Below are 13,953 nucleotides of genomic sequence, written 5' to 3' on the forward strand. Positions count from 1 at the left end.
AGTTTAATATGATTTTAAACATAATTTAATTAGTATTTAAGGGCTAGTTCGTTTGTATGATTTTCGAAGAATTCTAATATTGCTAAAGAGTGTTTTGCATCTACTTTAGAAATCATATCGCTCATAATTAAGTCCATGACGTTTATGTAAGTGTTATAAGGTATTCGGTACTCTTTCTCAAAGGTGTCTTTGGTCTTATTGAGTTTGGCTAGAGCATCTACGAGTTTTATTTTTTGCTCGTCTTTGGCTTCGGGGTCATTTTCCATTTCCACTAATTTTTCAGAGTAAATACAAATAAGGTTACTAATGCTTTCAAGTCCATTTTGTCCTGAGCTTAACAAGGCATTCCTACGGTCTTTCCACTTGAATTTATCAATCCAACCCCCGATAGTTTTTTCACTAACTCCTAATAAAATAGATATGTCCTTGGCCGTTTTCTTGCCTTTGATGTATAGATCCTCTGCGAGCTTTTGCTCTCTAATTTTCGCCATTTATGTGCTTTTTCTATCACAAAATTGCATAATCATTACGGATTGCGATGTATTGAATTCCCAAGATGAGGAGTGTATTCCTCGTCAACAGGAATACACTCCTCATCTTGGAATTGCAATTTTTTTACCCTCTGAAATAAACCAAATTTTGTCATCTCAAAAGGAAATAACCGGATAACGAAAAGTGATCATCTAAATGAAAAACACATGTAAAGACATATTAATAATCGGAGCGGGATGCTTAGGTCTAAACGCTGCCACATTTAGCGCATTAGCTAAAGATTATCCGCTTGTTATTACTGCGGAAGCAAAAGAGAATAAAGCGTATTTGAGAATTACCGGTCTTATATATGAATGGAATAATTCATCTGAAGAAATCACAAGAAAGATTGATGATTTTTTAGCTGAAGGAATTCAAGACGTACACGTTTATCTAAATGGACCAGGGGGAGATGTTTTCCAAGCTGCGGAAATTGAAAACCAAATACAAAGGTTTCCGGGTTCTAAAACTGGAGAAGCTGGCGCACTTCTAGCATCGGCTTATACTAAAATAGCTATTTCATTAGATAGCTGTAAGCAAGCCGAAAACGGACAATTTATGTATCATAAGCCATCTGGAAGATTATCAGGCAATGAAGATGCAATCGCATCAGGTTTGAAGCTTTTACAAAATATGTCCACTCAATACAAAGAGGCTTATTCCGCAAAAACGGGAATTGCTGTTGAAGTAATTGAATCCAATTGGGCAACTGGCGATGTTTGGCTTTCTGCTAAAGAAGCCGTAGCGCAAAAATTCCTTTCAGGCACTACACAAAAAAATGCACCTATCACAAAAGAGACCAAAGCTCTGTTTCAAGCTTGTGGAGCTCCAACACTTCCAAAAATTACAAATCACAAAAAACCCTTAAAAACTATGGATCAAAAAATCCTCGCTCTATCCTTAGGGCTTCCAGAAGATGCTTCTGAAGAATTAATCAAAGCAACGATTAAGGCCAATAAAGATGCGGCTACAGAAGTTGCAGGATTGAAAGCCGAAAAGGCAGCTAAAGAAACGGCAGACACTACAGCCAAAGTGGACACTTTAATTAATGGCGCAATCGCTGATAAAAAAGTAAACGCTACACAAGGCGAAAGCTTAAAAACTTGGGCTAAAACTGATTTTGCGGGATGTGAAACTTACATCAAGGGATTGTCTGCTTTGGGTAAATTATCTGCTGCTATTGTGCCCAGTGCCGTTGGAGCTGTAAAAGCATTTGCAGATATGACAGAAGCTGAACAGCAAACAATGTCACAAGATGATCCTGATGGATTTAAAGCGGCATATCTCGCATTACTTGAAGAAAAAAAATAAAAAAAGAAAAACTAGAGAGAGAAAAACAGGCTATTGAGCCTTGAGCGATAGTCTGTTTTTATAAAAAAAGTAAACAAAAACCAATATTACAAATATGAAAAAGTTAGGATTAGTATTAGTGATGCTGTTGTTATCAGTAGTGTCCATAGCGGGAACATTCTCGCACAGTATTCCAAAATCGGAAAAAGCAAACCTACGCACTTGTGGAGTTTCTATCACGGACGGCGATTTATTGAATGAGTTGAATGAGAAATTTATTTTAACCAAATTCAGAAGTTTAGGTACTTGGCTGCAAGAAGTAACCAGTAAGGATTCTTGGGTAGGCAATAACGCAATCAAAATTCCAAAACGAAAAGGCGATTCCGCACCAGTTGTATTAATTAACAACACGGTGTACCCAATGTTGTCTAGCGGTAGAGATGATGAGAAAGTAATTGTTGCTTTAAATAAATACGATACCGAAAACAGAGAAGTTACTCAAGACGAATTATACGCTATTGCCTATGACAAAGAAGGTGATATCAATATGGAGTTGAAAGATGAGTTAGAAATCAAAGTGACAGAACATGCTTTGTATTCTATTTCTCCAGTCCAAAATTCGGCAAGTACACCAGTTCTTGAAACTACTGGTCCATTAGATGGAACTCGTAGAAGATTGGTAAAAGCGGATGTCATCCGATTGAAAGCAGGTTTAGATAAAATTTCGGTACCAAAAACAGGTCGTATTTGGGTAATGAGTTCTACTCATGCTAATGACTTGTTGCTTGAAGATGCTGCTTTCGAGAAAGGATACCAAAACCGTGTAGATGGTGCAATCGCCATTAACTACTATGGTTTCAAAATCTACGAGGAGGTTTATACACCTTCATACCACGCAACTACAAAAGTGAAATTAGCTTTTGATGCTGTAACTGCTGGTAGAACATCAAGTATCATTTTCCACAAATCTAGCTGTGTAAAAGCAAAAGGAACTGTTGACCGTTTTGCAAGAGATCGTAAAGCAGATCCTGAGTACAGAAAATCGGTAGTAGGGTATCAATTGTATTTCGGATGTTTTGCAATCCAAGATCAAGGTTTAGCCGCAATCATTGATGGTGTAGACTAGTAATAAAGTAAAAAAGGCTTTAGTCTTGAATTGCACCGCCACAGCCTACACGGCAAACACATATAAAGTGGTGTGAACATCTAGTATGAGCAATGAATCAAACTAAAACCTTTTTTAAAATCTATTTCAAATGAAATTAAACGAAAGCGGATACAAGATACTTCAAGAATTTGAGGGATTAGATCTAAAGCCTTATTTGTGTAGTGCGGGAGTTCCAACCATTGGATACGGCAATACTGTTTATCCAAATGGTAGAAAAATTACCATGAAGGATACGCCAATTACAAAAGTTTTTGCTGAACAAATGTTGCGCTCAACAGCTGATTTATTTGCGAAAGATGTAACACGATTGATTAAATCAATTGTTACTCAAAACCAATTTAACGCATTAGTTTCTTTTGCCTACAACTTAGGAACCGATATTGATGCCGATGATATTCCCGAGGGTTTAGGGGATAGTACGCTTCTCAAAAAAGTAAACGCAAATCCAAACGATAAAGCTATCGTCAACGAGTTCCTAAAATGGAATAAAGCAAAAGGAGTTGTGGTATCAGGATTAACGAAACGCAGAATTAAAGAAAGTCAAATCTTTTTTACACCATGAGCAAAGAAATTCCGCCAATTATAAAATCGGCTTTAGACCAAGCCGCACAACAATACTCGCAAAGCCATGCTACTACAAATGCTGGATTGATTTTGCGTTTTCTAGCCCGTTTTGTGACTGTAGATACAATTGTAAAATTGTTTGCTCATAAACTTGACAATACTGTTAAAACCATTTAATAACTATAAAATGAATCAAAATATAAAAGATTCCGCTATTGATGTCTTCGAAAGATTTCCATTAGCCAAAGAAGTATTCGTAACTACAGATGAGCAAGCCTTTCTGAAAGAGGATAGAGCTCGTATGCACGACAAAGATTTTGTAAAGGTAAAACGTTCGGAAGTAATGTCTGAAGAGAAAGAGACTGAGCCTACTAAAGATGGCAAACCAGCTAAAAAATCAGCTGAAGAATTAATTGCTTTTGCATCAACATGCGAGCTAACTGAAGAGCTAGATGCTATTCTTGAAAGTGGCGAAAAAAGAGCTACTGTAGTAGCAGCTATTGCGGCTAGAAAAGAAGTTTTAACTCCTAAAAAAGACTAACGATGAGTTTTGAAGGTGTAATAATTAACCAAGGACAAGGCGGATTAAACCGCACGGAAACGCCCACCGATGCTGTAATGGCATTGGTAGCGTTTGTCAATGATCCATTGACGAATGCACCAAACGAAGTACATCAACTCTTAAGCGTATTAGATGCTGAAGCGTTGGGCTTTGATGCGGCTTATGATGCCAATGAGGCGGTTTTGCTTCATTATCATATCTCAGAGTTTTTTAGGCTAGCTCCTAACGGAACTTTAAAACTGGTAGTTACTGAAAAAACTACTGCTAAATTGTTTTTTGAAAGTGACACCACCAAAGCATTATTTAGAGCAAATACAGATGTAAAACGCATTGGTTTTGTGTACAATAATGATGTGGTAGCTTTAGATATAGTACAAGAAATAGGTGCATGTCAAGTGTTTATCAATAATTTATTTTTAGACAAAATCTACTTAAACGGAATTTATTTAGAAGCAAGAAATGTGGCTAAAAACGCAATTTCTAGACGCACATTAGGCGCTGGAAAAGTAAGTTTAGTTATTGCACAAGATCCTGCTATCGCATCGCTTGATGCAGCTTATTCTCATTATGCTGCCGTAGGTTCTATTCTTGGAATGAGAGCCGTTCGAAAAGTAAACGAAAATTTAGGGTCGGTAGATGTTATTAGCAAGCCAAATGCTAAAAAAGGTGAATTGACTTATCCCTTAACCGATAGTTTGAGAGGCTTGTGGCTGTCTGCTGCATTGAGTAACGGAACGCTAGTTTCGTCATTGGCTGATGTCGAAAAAAGAGCATTAACGGCTAATGGGTATATCTATGCGGGAAGCTTTCAAGGGTTTGCAGGAGTGTATCTAAACGGTGAACCTACTTGTATTGCTATCTCATCGGATTACTCTACAGGCGAAAATAACGGTGTTTGGGATAAAGCAGCTCTAGGGATTAGAAACGCGCTACTGCCAAAAGTCCGTGGTTGGTTTCAACGTGATGCGGCCACAGGAAAATTGAGAGATACTGCCATCACTAGCTTAGAAAATATTGGTAAGAAACCATTGCAAGCAATGCTTGTGGCGGCAGAAATTAGCGGATTTGATTTGGTAATTCCTGCGGGACAAAACCCAAACGATCAAACGCCTTTAATGGTTAAAACAACAGTAACACTAGGAGCAATCATCCACACCTTTGAGGTTGATTTATCATTAAACTAATAGTATGGCAAAAGTAGTAACGTTAATAAACGCTTTCGGGCGCATGGCTGGGTGGAACTCAGTAACCCTAAACATCTACGGTAGAGATGTGCAAGGTATTACCGAATTGTCTTATGATGATGTGGTTGAGAAAGAAAAGATAAAAGGTGCTGGACGTATGCCAATAGGTATTGGTGAAGGCGACTATGATGCAAAAATAGGGATGAAACTCTACCAAGAGGAAGTCATTGCTATTATGGATTCATTGCCTCCGGGCTTTCGTTTGCAAGATGTAATCCCTGTTGATGTAATTGTACAATATACGTACAATACTCGTATTTACATGGACATCATTCACAATGTAGAGTTTACGAAAGTAGGTAAAGCAGTGAAAAAAGGAGATAAAACTGTCGAACAAACAGTTGAATTAATTTGCACACATATTTCTTGGAACGTATAGCTATGAAAGATAAAAAACAGGATGTTGCAGAAAATCAAGAGATAGAAGCAATCGAAACTATTGTAGATCCAATAGGATATTTAAGCGATGCAGAATTAAATGCATTGAAAGCCCAAAAAGGCACGAAGTACATTCACGAAATCGTCACTATTGATGACGATGAGCAAACGCACGCCACTTACTTTTTGAAACCAAGTTTAGATCATCTGCAGGTATTAGCAGATTATGCAAAAAAAGGAGAAGAGATGGTAGGTTTAGCCACCCTCTTCAATACGTGTCGTGTTGCTGGTTCTCCCGAAGTCTTGACCGATGATGAAATGAAAGCATCAGCTTATAAAGCACTAGCGCAACTCTTTAAAAGAAGGGAAGCGGTTGTAAAAAAGCGTTAGAGGACGGAACTATTTCGTCCGATGATGATCATGATTTTTACAGGCGAGGTAATGCATTAATTAGAGGTGCTTTTCAAATAGAACCTCGAAAGCTCACTATTCAAAAATGGGCGCAACTCTATCAGGAAGCCATCTATTTGAAAACATTGGATGCGGAAATTCAAACCAACATTTTAGCAAAAATATTCGGTAAAGCCGAAACAACAGCATAATGGCAGATCAACAAACGAATTGGATATTAGAACTTGTCGACAAAATAACTGCTCCTGTAAAAGAGGTAACGGCTGGTATTGACAAATTAGAAGATGCCATTAATACCGTTGATGTTAAACTCGGAAAAGTAGGTGACGAGGGAGCGAAAGCCTTTGAGAAAACGAATACTTCGTTAAAAATGCTTGCTGTTCAGGCGGGAGCTCAAGCAATAACCAATTTAGGTCAACCTTTACTAGACGGTGCCGATGGAGCTTATGCTTATGATGCCTCATTAAAGGAGTTGAGTGCCATTACTGGAGTGGTTGGGGATGATTTGAAAACCATTGGAAGTAACGCCAGGGAAAGTGCTGTTGATTTTGGAGGTGATGCAGCGGAAAGTGTAAAGAGTTACACGCTCTTACTTTCTAAACTAACACCCGAAATTGCTAAAAACCCAGTTGCCCTTGACATGATGGGTAAAAGTGTTGCTCTTTTAGGAGAGACTATGCACGGAGATTTAACAGGTGCGGCGAATGCTGCATCAAGTGCTATGAATCAATTTGGTGTTGATTTGACAGATCCAGTAGCGGCTGCAGAAACAATGGATGTGATGTTGAACAATATGGCATCATCTGCAAAAGTTGGTAATCAAGAAGTAAATCAAGTAGCTCAGGGATTAGACAATTCAGGAGCATCCGCAAAAAAAGCCAATGTATCGTTCATAGAAACGAATGCGGCGTTACAAGTTCTTGGAAAGTATGGAAAAGAAGGAGCTGAAGGCGGGACTGCTTTAAACAATGTTTTGGCGGTTATGGGTAAAAAAGAGTTTTTGCCTAAAGAAGTTTTAAACCAATTGAAACAAGCTGGAGTAAATGTAGATGTGCTTTCGGACAAAAACAAATCACTAGCGGATAGAATCACTGAGCTTAAAAAACTGTCAGGAAAGGATGAAGTTCTTGGAGCTATGTTCGGTACTGAAAACACTATCGCAATATCTGGACTTCTTAGTAGTGTTGATTTATTGAGAGATTACACTACACAAATTACCGAAGATCAAACCGCTTTAGCCGATATGGCTGCAACAATGGGTACCAGTTATCAGGAGTCAAAAGATAGAATTGTTTCTTATTTTGATGATATAAAACTAAGTATTTACGGTTGTACGGGAGAAATGTTACCATTTATTGATGTTGGATTGCAAGGTATCATGGGTATTATGAATTTGGCACCTGGTTTATTGGCAATGAAGGATTTGTATGTAATGCTTAAAGAGTCTACGTATTTGCAAACTGCTGCGCAATGGTTATTGAACATTGCAATGGATGCAAACCCAATAGGTCTAGTGATTCTTGCCATTACGGCTTTGATTGCAATTGTAGCTACCGTCATTAGTTATTATGACGAATGGGGTGCGGCTATAACGTTGGTCATGGGGCCTCTTGGAATGGTAATTAGTTTGGTTCAAAGTTTTGTCCGCCATTGGGATAGTATAACTACAGCTTTCGAGAAAGGCGGTATTGTTGGAGGACTCAAACGCATTGGGTTAGTTTTATTGGATGCTCTGTTGTATCCTGTTCAACAGCTTTTAGGCCTGTTGGCAAAAATACCCGGTCTTGGATATTTAGCTAGTGGAGGTGCTAAGTATATTACTGAAATGCGCCATAAACTTTCTCTTGATGAAGCCGACCCAAAAAAGGCTAAAGAAAAATCTACAATGAGTGCGGCTGAGCTAGAACGGCAACGCCTACTAAAACAAAAAGAGCAACCCGATAAGTTCTCGCCTATAAAACCAAGTGATATTGGCGCGGACAAATCAGGTGGAAACTCAGGAGGTGGCAAGATTATCAATATGACGTTGAATGTTTACAACACGTATAAAGTGATGAAAGAAGATTTGCAAAATTTTGAAAAAATAACCGAACATGTAGTGGGTAGAATAAACGACACGCTCAAAGATTCATTAATAGCAGCAGGGTCATGATAGAATATAGTATTCCACCATTGGCTAACTTATTTATGCAGGCTTTTGGTGTTAAGATAGGCGGGATTTATAGACCCGAACAAGCTTCGGGAAATCCTGATGATCCTACAGGCTTTTTTACAGGAGTTGAAGTTGTAGAAGATATAAACCAAGCCTATGAAATGAGCGCAATGGGCACACCCATTTTGTTCCCTGTTTTGTTTTCATCTGGAGTTTATAAAAAATACAATGAGCGTGGCGAAATAGTTGACAAGAAAATGGGGGATTTTAGATTACCTATTGCTTCAATTGTCTCTTTTAGGAGGGATAAGATTATGGGAGTTACTCGAATTAATGGAGGTAACGGAACGGTTAAAGAAATTTACGGGTTTGATGATTGGCAGGTTTCTATTAATGGTTTTTTGATTCCAGACGGTTCACAACCACAAGGGTTTAAAAATCCACTAGAGCAAGAAAGAGAATTGGTTAAGTGGGATAATTTGGCTAGTAGTATTGAGGTGTTTGGCGAATTGTTTACCGTTCGGAAAATTAAGCGATTAACTATAAAAAGCATCAGTTTTGAACCAATGCGAGGCAAACCAAACATTAGAACTTTTACGATAACGGCTATAAGTGATGATCCTATAGAATTGAATATAAAAAGTAGAATATGACATTAGCAATGGTTTCTAAAATAGTATTTCCCGAAACCAGTGTTCATGGCGAAATAGTGATTCGAAAATGTAATTCGGTTCGAATTGAAAGCTCATGGGAATTATTGACAGACACAGCAGTTATTGTGCTACCAAGAAACGTAAAGGACTTTGATAAATTGAACGTAAAAACAATATTCAAAAAAGGAGATCCTGTTGAGATCTATTTAGGATATGACGAAAATTTATTGCTAGAATTTACAGGCTTTATAAGTGAAGTATCGGCGGATATTCCAGTAAAAATAAAGTGTGATGATTATATGTACTTACTCAAAAAGCATTCGGTTAACATATCGATGCGAAGTACAAAACTTGGAGATTTGATCAAGTCAATTATTCCTCCTGGTATCGAATACGATGTTGCTGATATTAATATAGGTACTAAACGGTTTCCGAATACGACAGCAGCAAAGATATTAGAGGAATTACAAGGGAATAACATCTACTCTTATTTTAAAGGTAAAAAGTTGATTGTCGGTAAAATTTATAGTGATGATGCATCAGAACCTGTTGTTTTCAATTTTACTAAAAATGTAATCGACAATGCACTTCAGTATAAAAATAAAGAGGATGTAATTATAAAAATAATTGCCAATTCGACATTGCCGAAAGGTAAAAAGTTAAAGGTAGAGTTTGGGGATGATTTTGGCACAGAACAAAATTTATCCTATTACAATATCACTCTAGAAGCTGAATTATTGAAACTCGCAAAAGCCGATTATGAAAAGTTTAAGGTAGATGGTTTTGAAGGTCATATTAACGTATTTGGAATACCAAGTGTTACGCACGGTATGAAAGCTCAAATTTTAAGTTATCAGTATCCCGATAGAAAGGGATTGTATTTTATAAAAAAAGTGGTTAAGGAATTTGATGATAGTCCAAAATACCATCAAATCATTGACCTTGATAAAAAAGCAGAATGAGCAAAGGACTAAAAGAGTTGAAAAATTTACTCACGGATAAAATGAAGTCCCACGTGCCTTTGCAAACGGAATGGGTAACGGTACGCGAGATTGATTGGGAAGAAAAAACCATGACTGGTATAGGTTTAATTAATGGGCTTGAATATCATGATGTATTACTTGGTTTGGGTTCTGTAAACTGTAAGCCCAAAATAGGCACATCGGCATTGGTTGGAGCGATTCATAATGGAGAAGCTTGTTTTATGATTTCGTGTGAAGAGGTTGAAGAATTAGAAATAATAGATCAATCAGGCTTTAAATTGAATTTAAACAACGGTTTATTACTGATTAATGGCAAAAACTACGGCGGTATAGTCAATGCAAAAGAACTGAAAACACAGGTAGATAAAAACACATTGATATTACAAAATATTCAAACTGTTTTTTCGAATTGGGTTCCAGTTCCAAATGATGGTGGTGCAAGTTTAAAAGCTCTGGTAACCTCATTTGTATCATTGCAGCGTTCCGATTTATCAAATATTGAAAACACAACAATAAAGCATGGTAATGGCTAAAGGAATTCTACTTGACGAAAATAATGATCTAAAAATTGTAAACGGAAGATTGCAATTGGGTAATACTTTGATGCAAGAAGTGGGGATCATTTTACAAATGAATCAAGGCGAATTAAAGTTTGATCCCATGCTTGGTGCCAATTTAGTTACAGAAATTCGAGGTATTCCAAATCCTCATAAAATTGAAAGTATAATTGATACACAGCTCGCTCTTGATGGTAAAGACTATGACCAAATAAAAGATTTAATAATGCAAAAAATCACTTAATGTACGAAATTATTCAACCCTATTTAGACAATGCTTATACTGGAATTCTTGGTGGTTTCGTTGGCTGGTTCTTTACTCGTAAAAAACTCAATGCGGAAGTGACCGGGAGTGAAATAGATAATGGTGTCAAAGTAGTTGATTTATATAAATCGGCTTTAGATGATTTACCAATTAGATATGAAGAAAGGTACAAGCATATTGAGGAAATGTCGAAAGGAGTTGAAAAACTTTTTGAACAACAAAAAGAAATTTTGCTAAAAGAAATTGAATACCACAAACAACAGGCAGAGTATCAAGGAAAGCAAGCGGCTTTCTATAAGAAAATGTATAATGATGAAGTGCGAGCGCATAACAAATATAAAAGAGAGCATCCATGATAATACAGGAAAACCAATCCTTATTTGACATAGCTGTTCAAGAAGACGGAAGTGTCTTGGCTGTTTTTGAATGGGCGTTGGCTAATGGACTTTCGATAACAGATGTTCTAGAACCTGGACAAAAATTGAAAGCTCCAAAATCTAGTTTTAGGAATGGAGATGTGGCAAACTATTTTAAGGGTAGGAATCAGCAAGTAGCAACATGCTCAACGCTTGGAAATGATAATTTGCCAATACAACCAAGTGGTATTGGAGCAATGATAATAGGAACGGATTTTATAGTTAGATAATGGCAAGAAGTATAGCAACAATTAAACAGGAACTCACAGCAAACTTTATGGGAAATGCTGTATTGCAAAATTCGTATGGCTTTGCCGATGGTGCTGTTTTTGAAAGTGAGTTTTCGAAAGTATCTATTGAAAGTATTTTGTTTGACATTTTCGCTTTTGGTGTTTTTCTATTGGAGGTTATTTTCGATTACCACAAAAAAGAAATCGACACCGCCATTTACGAGCAAAAAAGCGGCACGCCACGCTGGTACCGCAATATGTCATTAGCGTTTCAGTATGGGTTTGACTTACTGGATGACAGCGACAAATTTGAAAACACAGGCTTTACAGCTGATCAGATTGAAGCTTCAAAAATTATAAAATATTGCTCGGTAAAAGAATCAATTGAAAGTAACCGGCTTACTATAAAAGTAGCGGGTGAATCGGGTGATGACTTAATACCGTTAGATGTTACTCAAATAACAGCTTTTAAAGATTATTTGGCAGAAATTAAATATGCGGGCGTAAAAATAAATGTCGTGAACAATCCTGCGGATAAACTGCAATTAACAATGGCAATTTACCGTGATGTTTTGGTAATTGACGAAAATGGAAATTCAATCTTAAACGGTGGCAAACCTGTTGAAAAAGCGATACGCGATTACATGAAAAACCTGCCTTTTGACGGTGAATTGGTTATAAATGACTTGATCGCAAAATTAAGAGCTATAGACGGTGTGAATAATGCACACATTATTAATGCTACTTCCAGCGCTTATGACAGCGCAACGGCTGACTACTTGGGCTTTGTACCAATAAATGTAAAAACTATACCTGTAGCTGGGTATTTTGAAATTGTAAATTTTGATACAGTAAGTTATGTGGTATGATGTCGATTATAAACGGCTAGGAATTTTAATTCTACCCACTTTTTTGCGGAAACCTATTTTGGTGAGTTGGGTTCATGTCTTACTTATGCCTATTTCAAATTTGCATTATACATGGAAGCAAAAGCGACTGGCCGATTGGTATAAATTAAACCATACAGGGCAAGTCTGTTTTTTGCGAAAGGTTTTAAACGATACACTCGATGTTGCCGACAGGCGAATATATATCGATGAAGGAAATTCTTTCCCTCGAAAATACATTTATACCAGGGCAGAAAACAAGCCGGTGTTTTTAGGTAAAATGCACATATACCAAAATAGTGAATACACCAATACAGGTGTTGATTTTATTGTTTTTGCACCTGTTGATATTATTAATACACGAATACACGAACTGAATGCTCTTATTACATTTTACAAATTGGCATCCAAAAGATATAAAATACAACCAATATGAATACACTGAATTTTAACCAAAGCGTTGGTTTTCCGCTCGAAACTAACATACTTGATGAGATGCAAACTTCTTGGGGCATTTTTAATGCTTTCGGGGCTTTGGCTGGCAATTTTACGATTATTGCGGGCTGTAATACTGTTGGTGGTACAGTTGGAGACGGTGCAGTATTTATAAATGGGGAATTATTGAAATTTAAAGGCGGTTTAGCTCAAGACAATGTAATCATTGTAGAAGAAATTCAAGCCTTAGAGTTTGAAGATGGCAATGCTCACGATGTAATATACATCCGATATGCCACTTTTGGAGTTGCTACCACACAATGGCCTTGGTCTGACTTTAAACGCGGTTTTGAAACGAAGCTCATACCGGAGGAATTGGAAAAGAAAGAAGACAAAGCCACTATTAATGCTTTGATCGAAAGAATAGAAGATTTGGAAGCACGGCCAGCAAGTAATATTCCAATAGGACTTATTGCAATTTGGGGGCTGCCTGTTGGTGATATTCCTGACGGTTGGATAGAATATGAGGACTTGCGTGGAAGAATGCCCGTTGGGTTAAAGACTAGTGATCCATTGTTTGACACATTGTTAGGTTATGGAGGAGCAAAAACTAAACTCCTTTCGCTACTAGAATTACCTAAACACTTTTTCTACCTTTTTTCTAATGAAATACGAGGTGGGGCGGGAAATACAGAACTTGTAAACCCTAATAAATATACTGCTAGATCGGCTGCAGGAGGTAAAGGTATTTTGGCTTATGAAATGTCTGAAGGTAATGATGCTCCAACACTTGGTAAATCATCAGAAATCGGAGGCGATCAACCTTTCTCAATTATGAACCCTTTTAGAGTAGTACACTTTATACAATACGTAGGATAATGGCATTACAAACATTAAACACAATAAAGAACTGGTTTAAAACTGGTTTAAAACCCACACAAGCACAGTTTTGGGATACGTGGGATTCTTTTAGACATAAAAGTGACAAAGTTCCTGTAGCTGAGATTGAAGGTCTCAATGAATTGCTTGCAGGCGTTAGTGCGGCCACAATTTATAAACCCGGGCAATTATTGATTTTTAAACGACTGCCAAATGAAAATAATTCTATCCTAGAAGCGGGTGATTTAGGGATTGGGATTGTCGAAAATGTTTTTATAACTGGGATTTATTTAGGAGGGGATTTATTGCTTCTGAATTTTAATATTATTAATCAAATAGACTTTTAAA

20 protein-coding genes are annotated in these 13,953 nt (G+C 37.2%); 19 read left to right on the forward strand and 1 reads right to left on the reverse strand.

Translation table 11 applies throughout. The features are described from left to right. Positions 1–29: 29 nt before the first annotated feature. Complete coding sequence (locus tag DB891_RS03800; RefSeq protein ID WP_116760754.1) at positions 30–491, reverse strand: hypothetical protein; 462 nt, start codon at positions 489–491, stop codon at positions 30–32. 196 nt (positions 492–687) lie between these two features. On the opposite strand from DB891_RS03800, the gene DB891_RS03805 reads away from it, so the two are divergent. From DB891_RS03805 to DB891_RS03895, 19 genes are all read left to right on the forward strand, one after another. Continuing rightward, on the forward strand, positions 688–1,842 hold the full coding sequence (locus tag DB891_RS03805) for an ATP-dependent Clp protease proteolytic subunit (RefSeq protein ID WP_116760756.1): 1,155 nt from the start codon (positions 688–690) through the stop codon (positions 1,840–1,842). Between the two features lie 94 nt (positions 1,843–1,936). Then, on the forward strand, positions 1,937–2,947 hold the full coding sequence (locus DB891_RS03810) for a hypothetical protein (protein ID WP_116760758.1): 1,011 nt from the start codon (positions 1,937–1,939) through the stop codon (positions 2,945–2,947). Positions 2,948–3,077: 130 nt separating this feature from the next. After that, positions 3,078–3,551 (forward strand): lysozyme, encoded by a 474-nt coding sequence (locus DB891_RS03815; protein WP_116760760.1) that lies wholly within the window; start codon positions 3,078–3,080, stop codon positions 3,549–3,551. Continuing rightward, positions 3,548–3,730, forward strand: coding sequence for a hypothetical protein (locus tag DB891_RS03820; protein ID WP_116760762.1), 183 nt, complete (start codon positions 3,548–3,550; stop codon positions 3,728–3,730). The genes DB891_RS03815 and DB891_RS03820 overlap by 4 nt, the downstream gene beginning before the upstream one ends. Further along, a complete protein-coding gene (locus tag DB891_RS03825; protein WP_124019483.1) occupies positions 3,705–4,094 on the forward strand; it encodes a hypothetical protein in 390 nt (129 codons plus the stop codon). Before DB891_RS03820 ends, DB891_RS03825 begins: the two co-directional genes overlap by 26 nt. Before the next feature lie 2 nt (positions 4,095–4,096). Then, complete coding sequence (locus DB891_RS03830) at positions 4,097–5,299, forward strand: DUF2586 family protein (RefSeq protein ID WP_116760766.1); 1,203 nt, start codon at positions 4,097–4,099, stop codon at positions 5,297–5,299. Between the two features lie 4 nt (positions 5,300–5,303). Beyond that, positions 5,304–5,738 (forward strand): hypothetical protein, encoded by a 435-nt coding sequence (locus tag DB891_RS03835; RefSeq protein ID WP_116760768.1) that lies wholly within the window; start codon positions 5,304–5,306, stop codon positions 5,736–5,738. Beyond that, a complete protein-coding gene (locus tag DB891_RS03840) occupies positions 5,726–6,127 on the forward strand; it encodes a hypothetical protein (protein WP_124019484.1) in 402 nt (133 codons plus the stop codon). The genes DB891_RS03835 and DB891_RS03840 overlap by 13 nt, the downstream gene beginning before the upstream one ends. Before the next feature lie 211 nt (positions 6,128–6,338). Next, positions 6,339–8,300 carry a phage tail tape measure protein gene (locus tag DB891_RS03845; RefSeq protein ID WP_116760772.1) on the forward strand — a complete coding sequence of 654 codons (1,962 nt, stop codon included), beginning with the start codon at positions 6,339–6,341 and terminating at the stop codon, positions 8,298–8,300. After that, complete coding sequence (locus DB891_RS03850; protein ID WP_116760774.1) at positions 8,297–8,953, forward strand: DUF6046 domain-containing protein; 657 nt, start codon at positions 8,297–8,299, stop codon at positions 8,951–8,953. The genes DB891_RS03845 and DB891_RS03850 overlap by 4 nt, the downstream gene beginning before the upstream one ends. Further along, positions 8,950–9,915 carry a hypothetical protein gene (locus tag DB891_RS03855; protein ID WP_116760776.1) on the forward strand — a complete coding sequence of 322 codons (966 nt, stop codon included), beginning with the start codon at positions 8,950–8,952 and terminating at the stop codon, positions 9,913–9,915. Before DB891_RS03850 ends, DB891_RS03855 begins: the two co-directional genes overlap by 4 nt. Beyond that, positions 9,912–10,469, forward strand: a complete 558-nt coding sequence (locus DB891_RS03860; protein WP_116760778.1) for a hypothetical protein — start codon at positions 9,912–9,914, stop codon at positions 10,467–10,469. Before DB891_RS03855 ends, DB891_RS03860 begins: the two co-directional genes overlap by 4 nt. Then, positions 10,462–10,737, forward strand: coding sequence for a hypothetical protein (locus tag DB891_RS03865; RefSeq protein ID WP_124019485.1), 276 nt, complete (start codon positions 10,462–10,464; stop codon positions 10,735–10,737). The genes DB891_RS03860 and DB891_RS03865 overlap by 8 nt, the downstream gene beginning before the upstream one ends. Then, the gene (locus DB891_RS03870; RefSeq protein ID WP_116760782.1) at positions 10,737–11,114 is read left to right on the forward strand and encodes a hypothetical protein; all 378 of its coding nucleotides are present in this window, start codon (positions 10,737–10,739) and stop codon (positions 11,112–11,114) included. The genes DB891_RS03865 and DB891_RS03870 overlap by 1 nt, the downstream gene beginning before the upstream one ends. Further along, complete coding sequence (locus tag DB891_RS03875; RefSeq protein WP_116760784.1) at positions 11,111–11,404, forward strand: LysM peptidoglycan-binding domain-containing protein; 294 nt, start codon at positions 11,111–11,113, stop codon at positions 11,402–11,404. The genes DB891_RS03870 and DB891_RS03875 overlap by 4 nt, the downstream gene beginning before the upstream one ends. Continuing rightward, complete coding sequence (locus tag DB891_RS03880) at positions 11,404–12,273, forward strand: nucleotidyltransferase (RefSeq protein WP_116760786.1); 870 nt, start codon at positions 11,404–11,406, stop codon at positions 12,271–12,273. Before DB891_RS03875 ends, DB891_RS03880 begins: the two co-directional genes overlap by 1 nt. An 85-nt stretch (positions 12,274–12,358) precedes the next feature. Beyond that, a complete protein-coding gene (locus DB891_RS03885) occupies positions 12,359–12,727 on the forward strand; it encodes a hypothetical protein (RefSeq protein ID WP_223256043.1) in 369 nt (122 codons plus the stop codon). Continuing rightward, positions 12,724–13,605 (forward strand): hypothetical protein, encoded by an 882-nt coding sequence (locus tag DB891_RS03890; RefSeq protein WP_116760790.1) that lies wholly within the window; start codon positions 12,724–12,726, stop codon positions 13,603–13,605. The genes DB891_RS03885 and DB891_RS03890 overlap by 4 nt, the downstream gene beginning before the upstream one ends. Next, on the forward strand, positions 13,605–13,952 hold the full coding sequence (locus DB891_RS03895; protein WP_116760792.1) for a hypothetical protein: 348 nt from the start codon (positions 13,605–13,607) through the stop codon (positions 13,950–13,952). The genes DB891_RS03890 and DB891_RS03895 overlap by 1 nt, the downstream gene beginning before the upstream one ends. The last annotated feature ends 1 nt before the right edge of the window (position 13,953 follow it).

This window comes from Flavobacterium laiguense (assembly GCF_003097655.1).
Classification (GTDB): Bacteria; Bacteroidota; Bacteroidia; order Flavobacteriales; family Flavobacteriaceae; genus Flavobacterium; species Flavobacterium laiguense.

Bases quoted from the DNA above. Each gene is read 5' to 3' on its own strand.
- DB891_RS03800 (WP_116760754.1), bottom strand. From the start codon at position 491: ATGGCGAAAATTAGAGAGCAAAAGCTCGCAGAGGATCTATACATCAAA.
- DB891_RS03805 (WP_116760756.1), top strand. From the start codon at position 688: ATGAAAAACACATGTAAAGACATATTAATAATCGGAGCGGGATGCTTA.
- DB891_RS03810 (WP_116760758.1), top strand. From the start codon at position 1,937: ATGAAAAAGTTAGGATTAGTATTAGTGATGCTGTTGTTATCAGTAGTG.
- DB891_RS03815 (WP_116760760.1), top strand. From the start codon at position 3,078: ATGAAATTAAACGAAAGCGGATACAAGATACTTCAAGAATTTGAGGGA.
- DB891_RS03820 (WP_116760762.1), top strand. From the start codon at position 3,548: ATGAGCAAAGAAATTCCGCCAATTATAAAATCGGCTTTAGACCAAGCC.
- DB891_RS03830 (WP_116760766.1), top strand. From the start codon at position 4,097: ATGAGTTTTGAAGGTGTAATAATTAACCAAGGACAAGGCGGATTAAAC.
- DB891_RS03835 (WP_116760768.1), top strand. From the start codon at position 5,304: ATGGCAAAAGTAGTAACGTTAATAAACGCTTTCGGGCGCATGGCTGGG.
- DB891_RS03845 (WP_116760772.1), top strand. From the start codon at position 6,339: ATGGCAGATCAACAAACGAATTGGATATTAGAACTTGTCGACAAAATA.
- DB891_RS03850 (WP_116760774.1), top strand. From the start codon at position 8,297: ATGATAGAATATAGTATTCCACCATTGGCTAACTTATTTATGCAGGCT.
- DB891_RS03855 (WP_116760776.1), top strand. From the start codon at position 8,950: ATGACATTAGCAATGGTTTCTAAAATAGTATTTCCCGAAACCAGTGTT.
- DB891_RS03860 (WP_116760778.1), top strand. From the start codon at position 9,912: ATGAGCAAAGGACTAAAAGAGTTGAAAAATTTACTCACGGATAAAATG.
- DB891_RS03865 (WP_124019485.1), top strand. From the start codon at position 10,462: ATGGCTAAAGGAATTCTACTTGACGAAAATAATGATCTAAAAATTGTA.
- DB891_RS03870 (WP_116760782.1), top strand. From the start codon at position 10,737: ATGTACGAAATTATTCAACCCTATTTAGACAATGCTTATACTGGAATT.
- DB891_RS03875 (WP_116760784.1), top strand. From the start codon at position 11,111: ATGATAATACAGGAAAACCAATCCTTATTTGACATAGCTGTTCAAGAA.
- DB891_RS03880 (WP_116760786.1), top strand. From the start codon at position 11,404: ATGGCAAGAAGTATAGCAACAATTAAACAGGAACTCACAGCAAACTTT.
- DB891_RS03885 (WP_223256043.1), top strand. From the start codon at position 12,359: ATGCCTATTTCAAATTTGCATTATACATGGAAGCAAAAGCGACTGGCC.
- DB891_RS03890 (WP_116760790.1), top strand. From the start codon at position 12,724: ATGAATACACTGAATTTTAACCAAAGCGTTGGTTTTCCGCTCGAAACT.
- DB891_RS03895 (WP_116760792.1), top strand. From the start codon at position 13,605: ATGGCATTACAAACATTAAACACAATAAAGAACTGGTTTAAAACTGGT.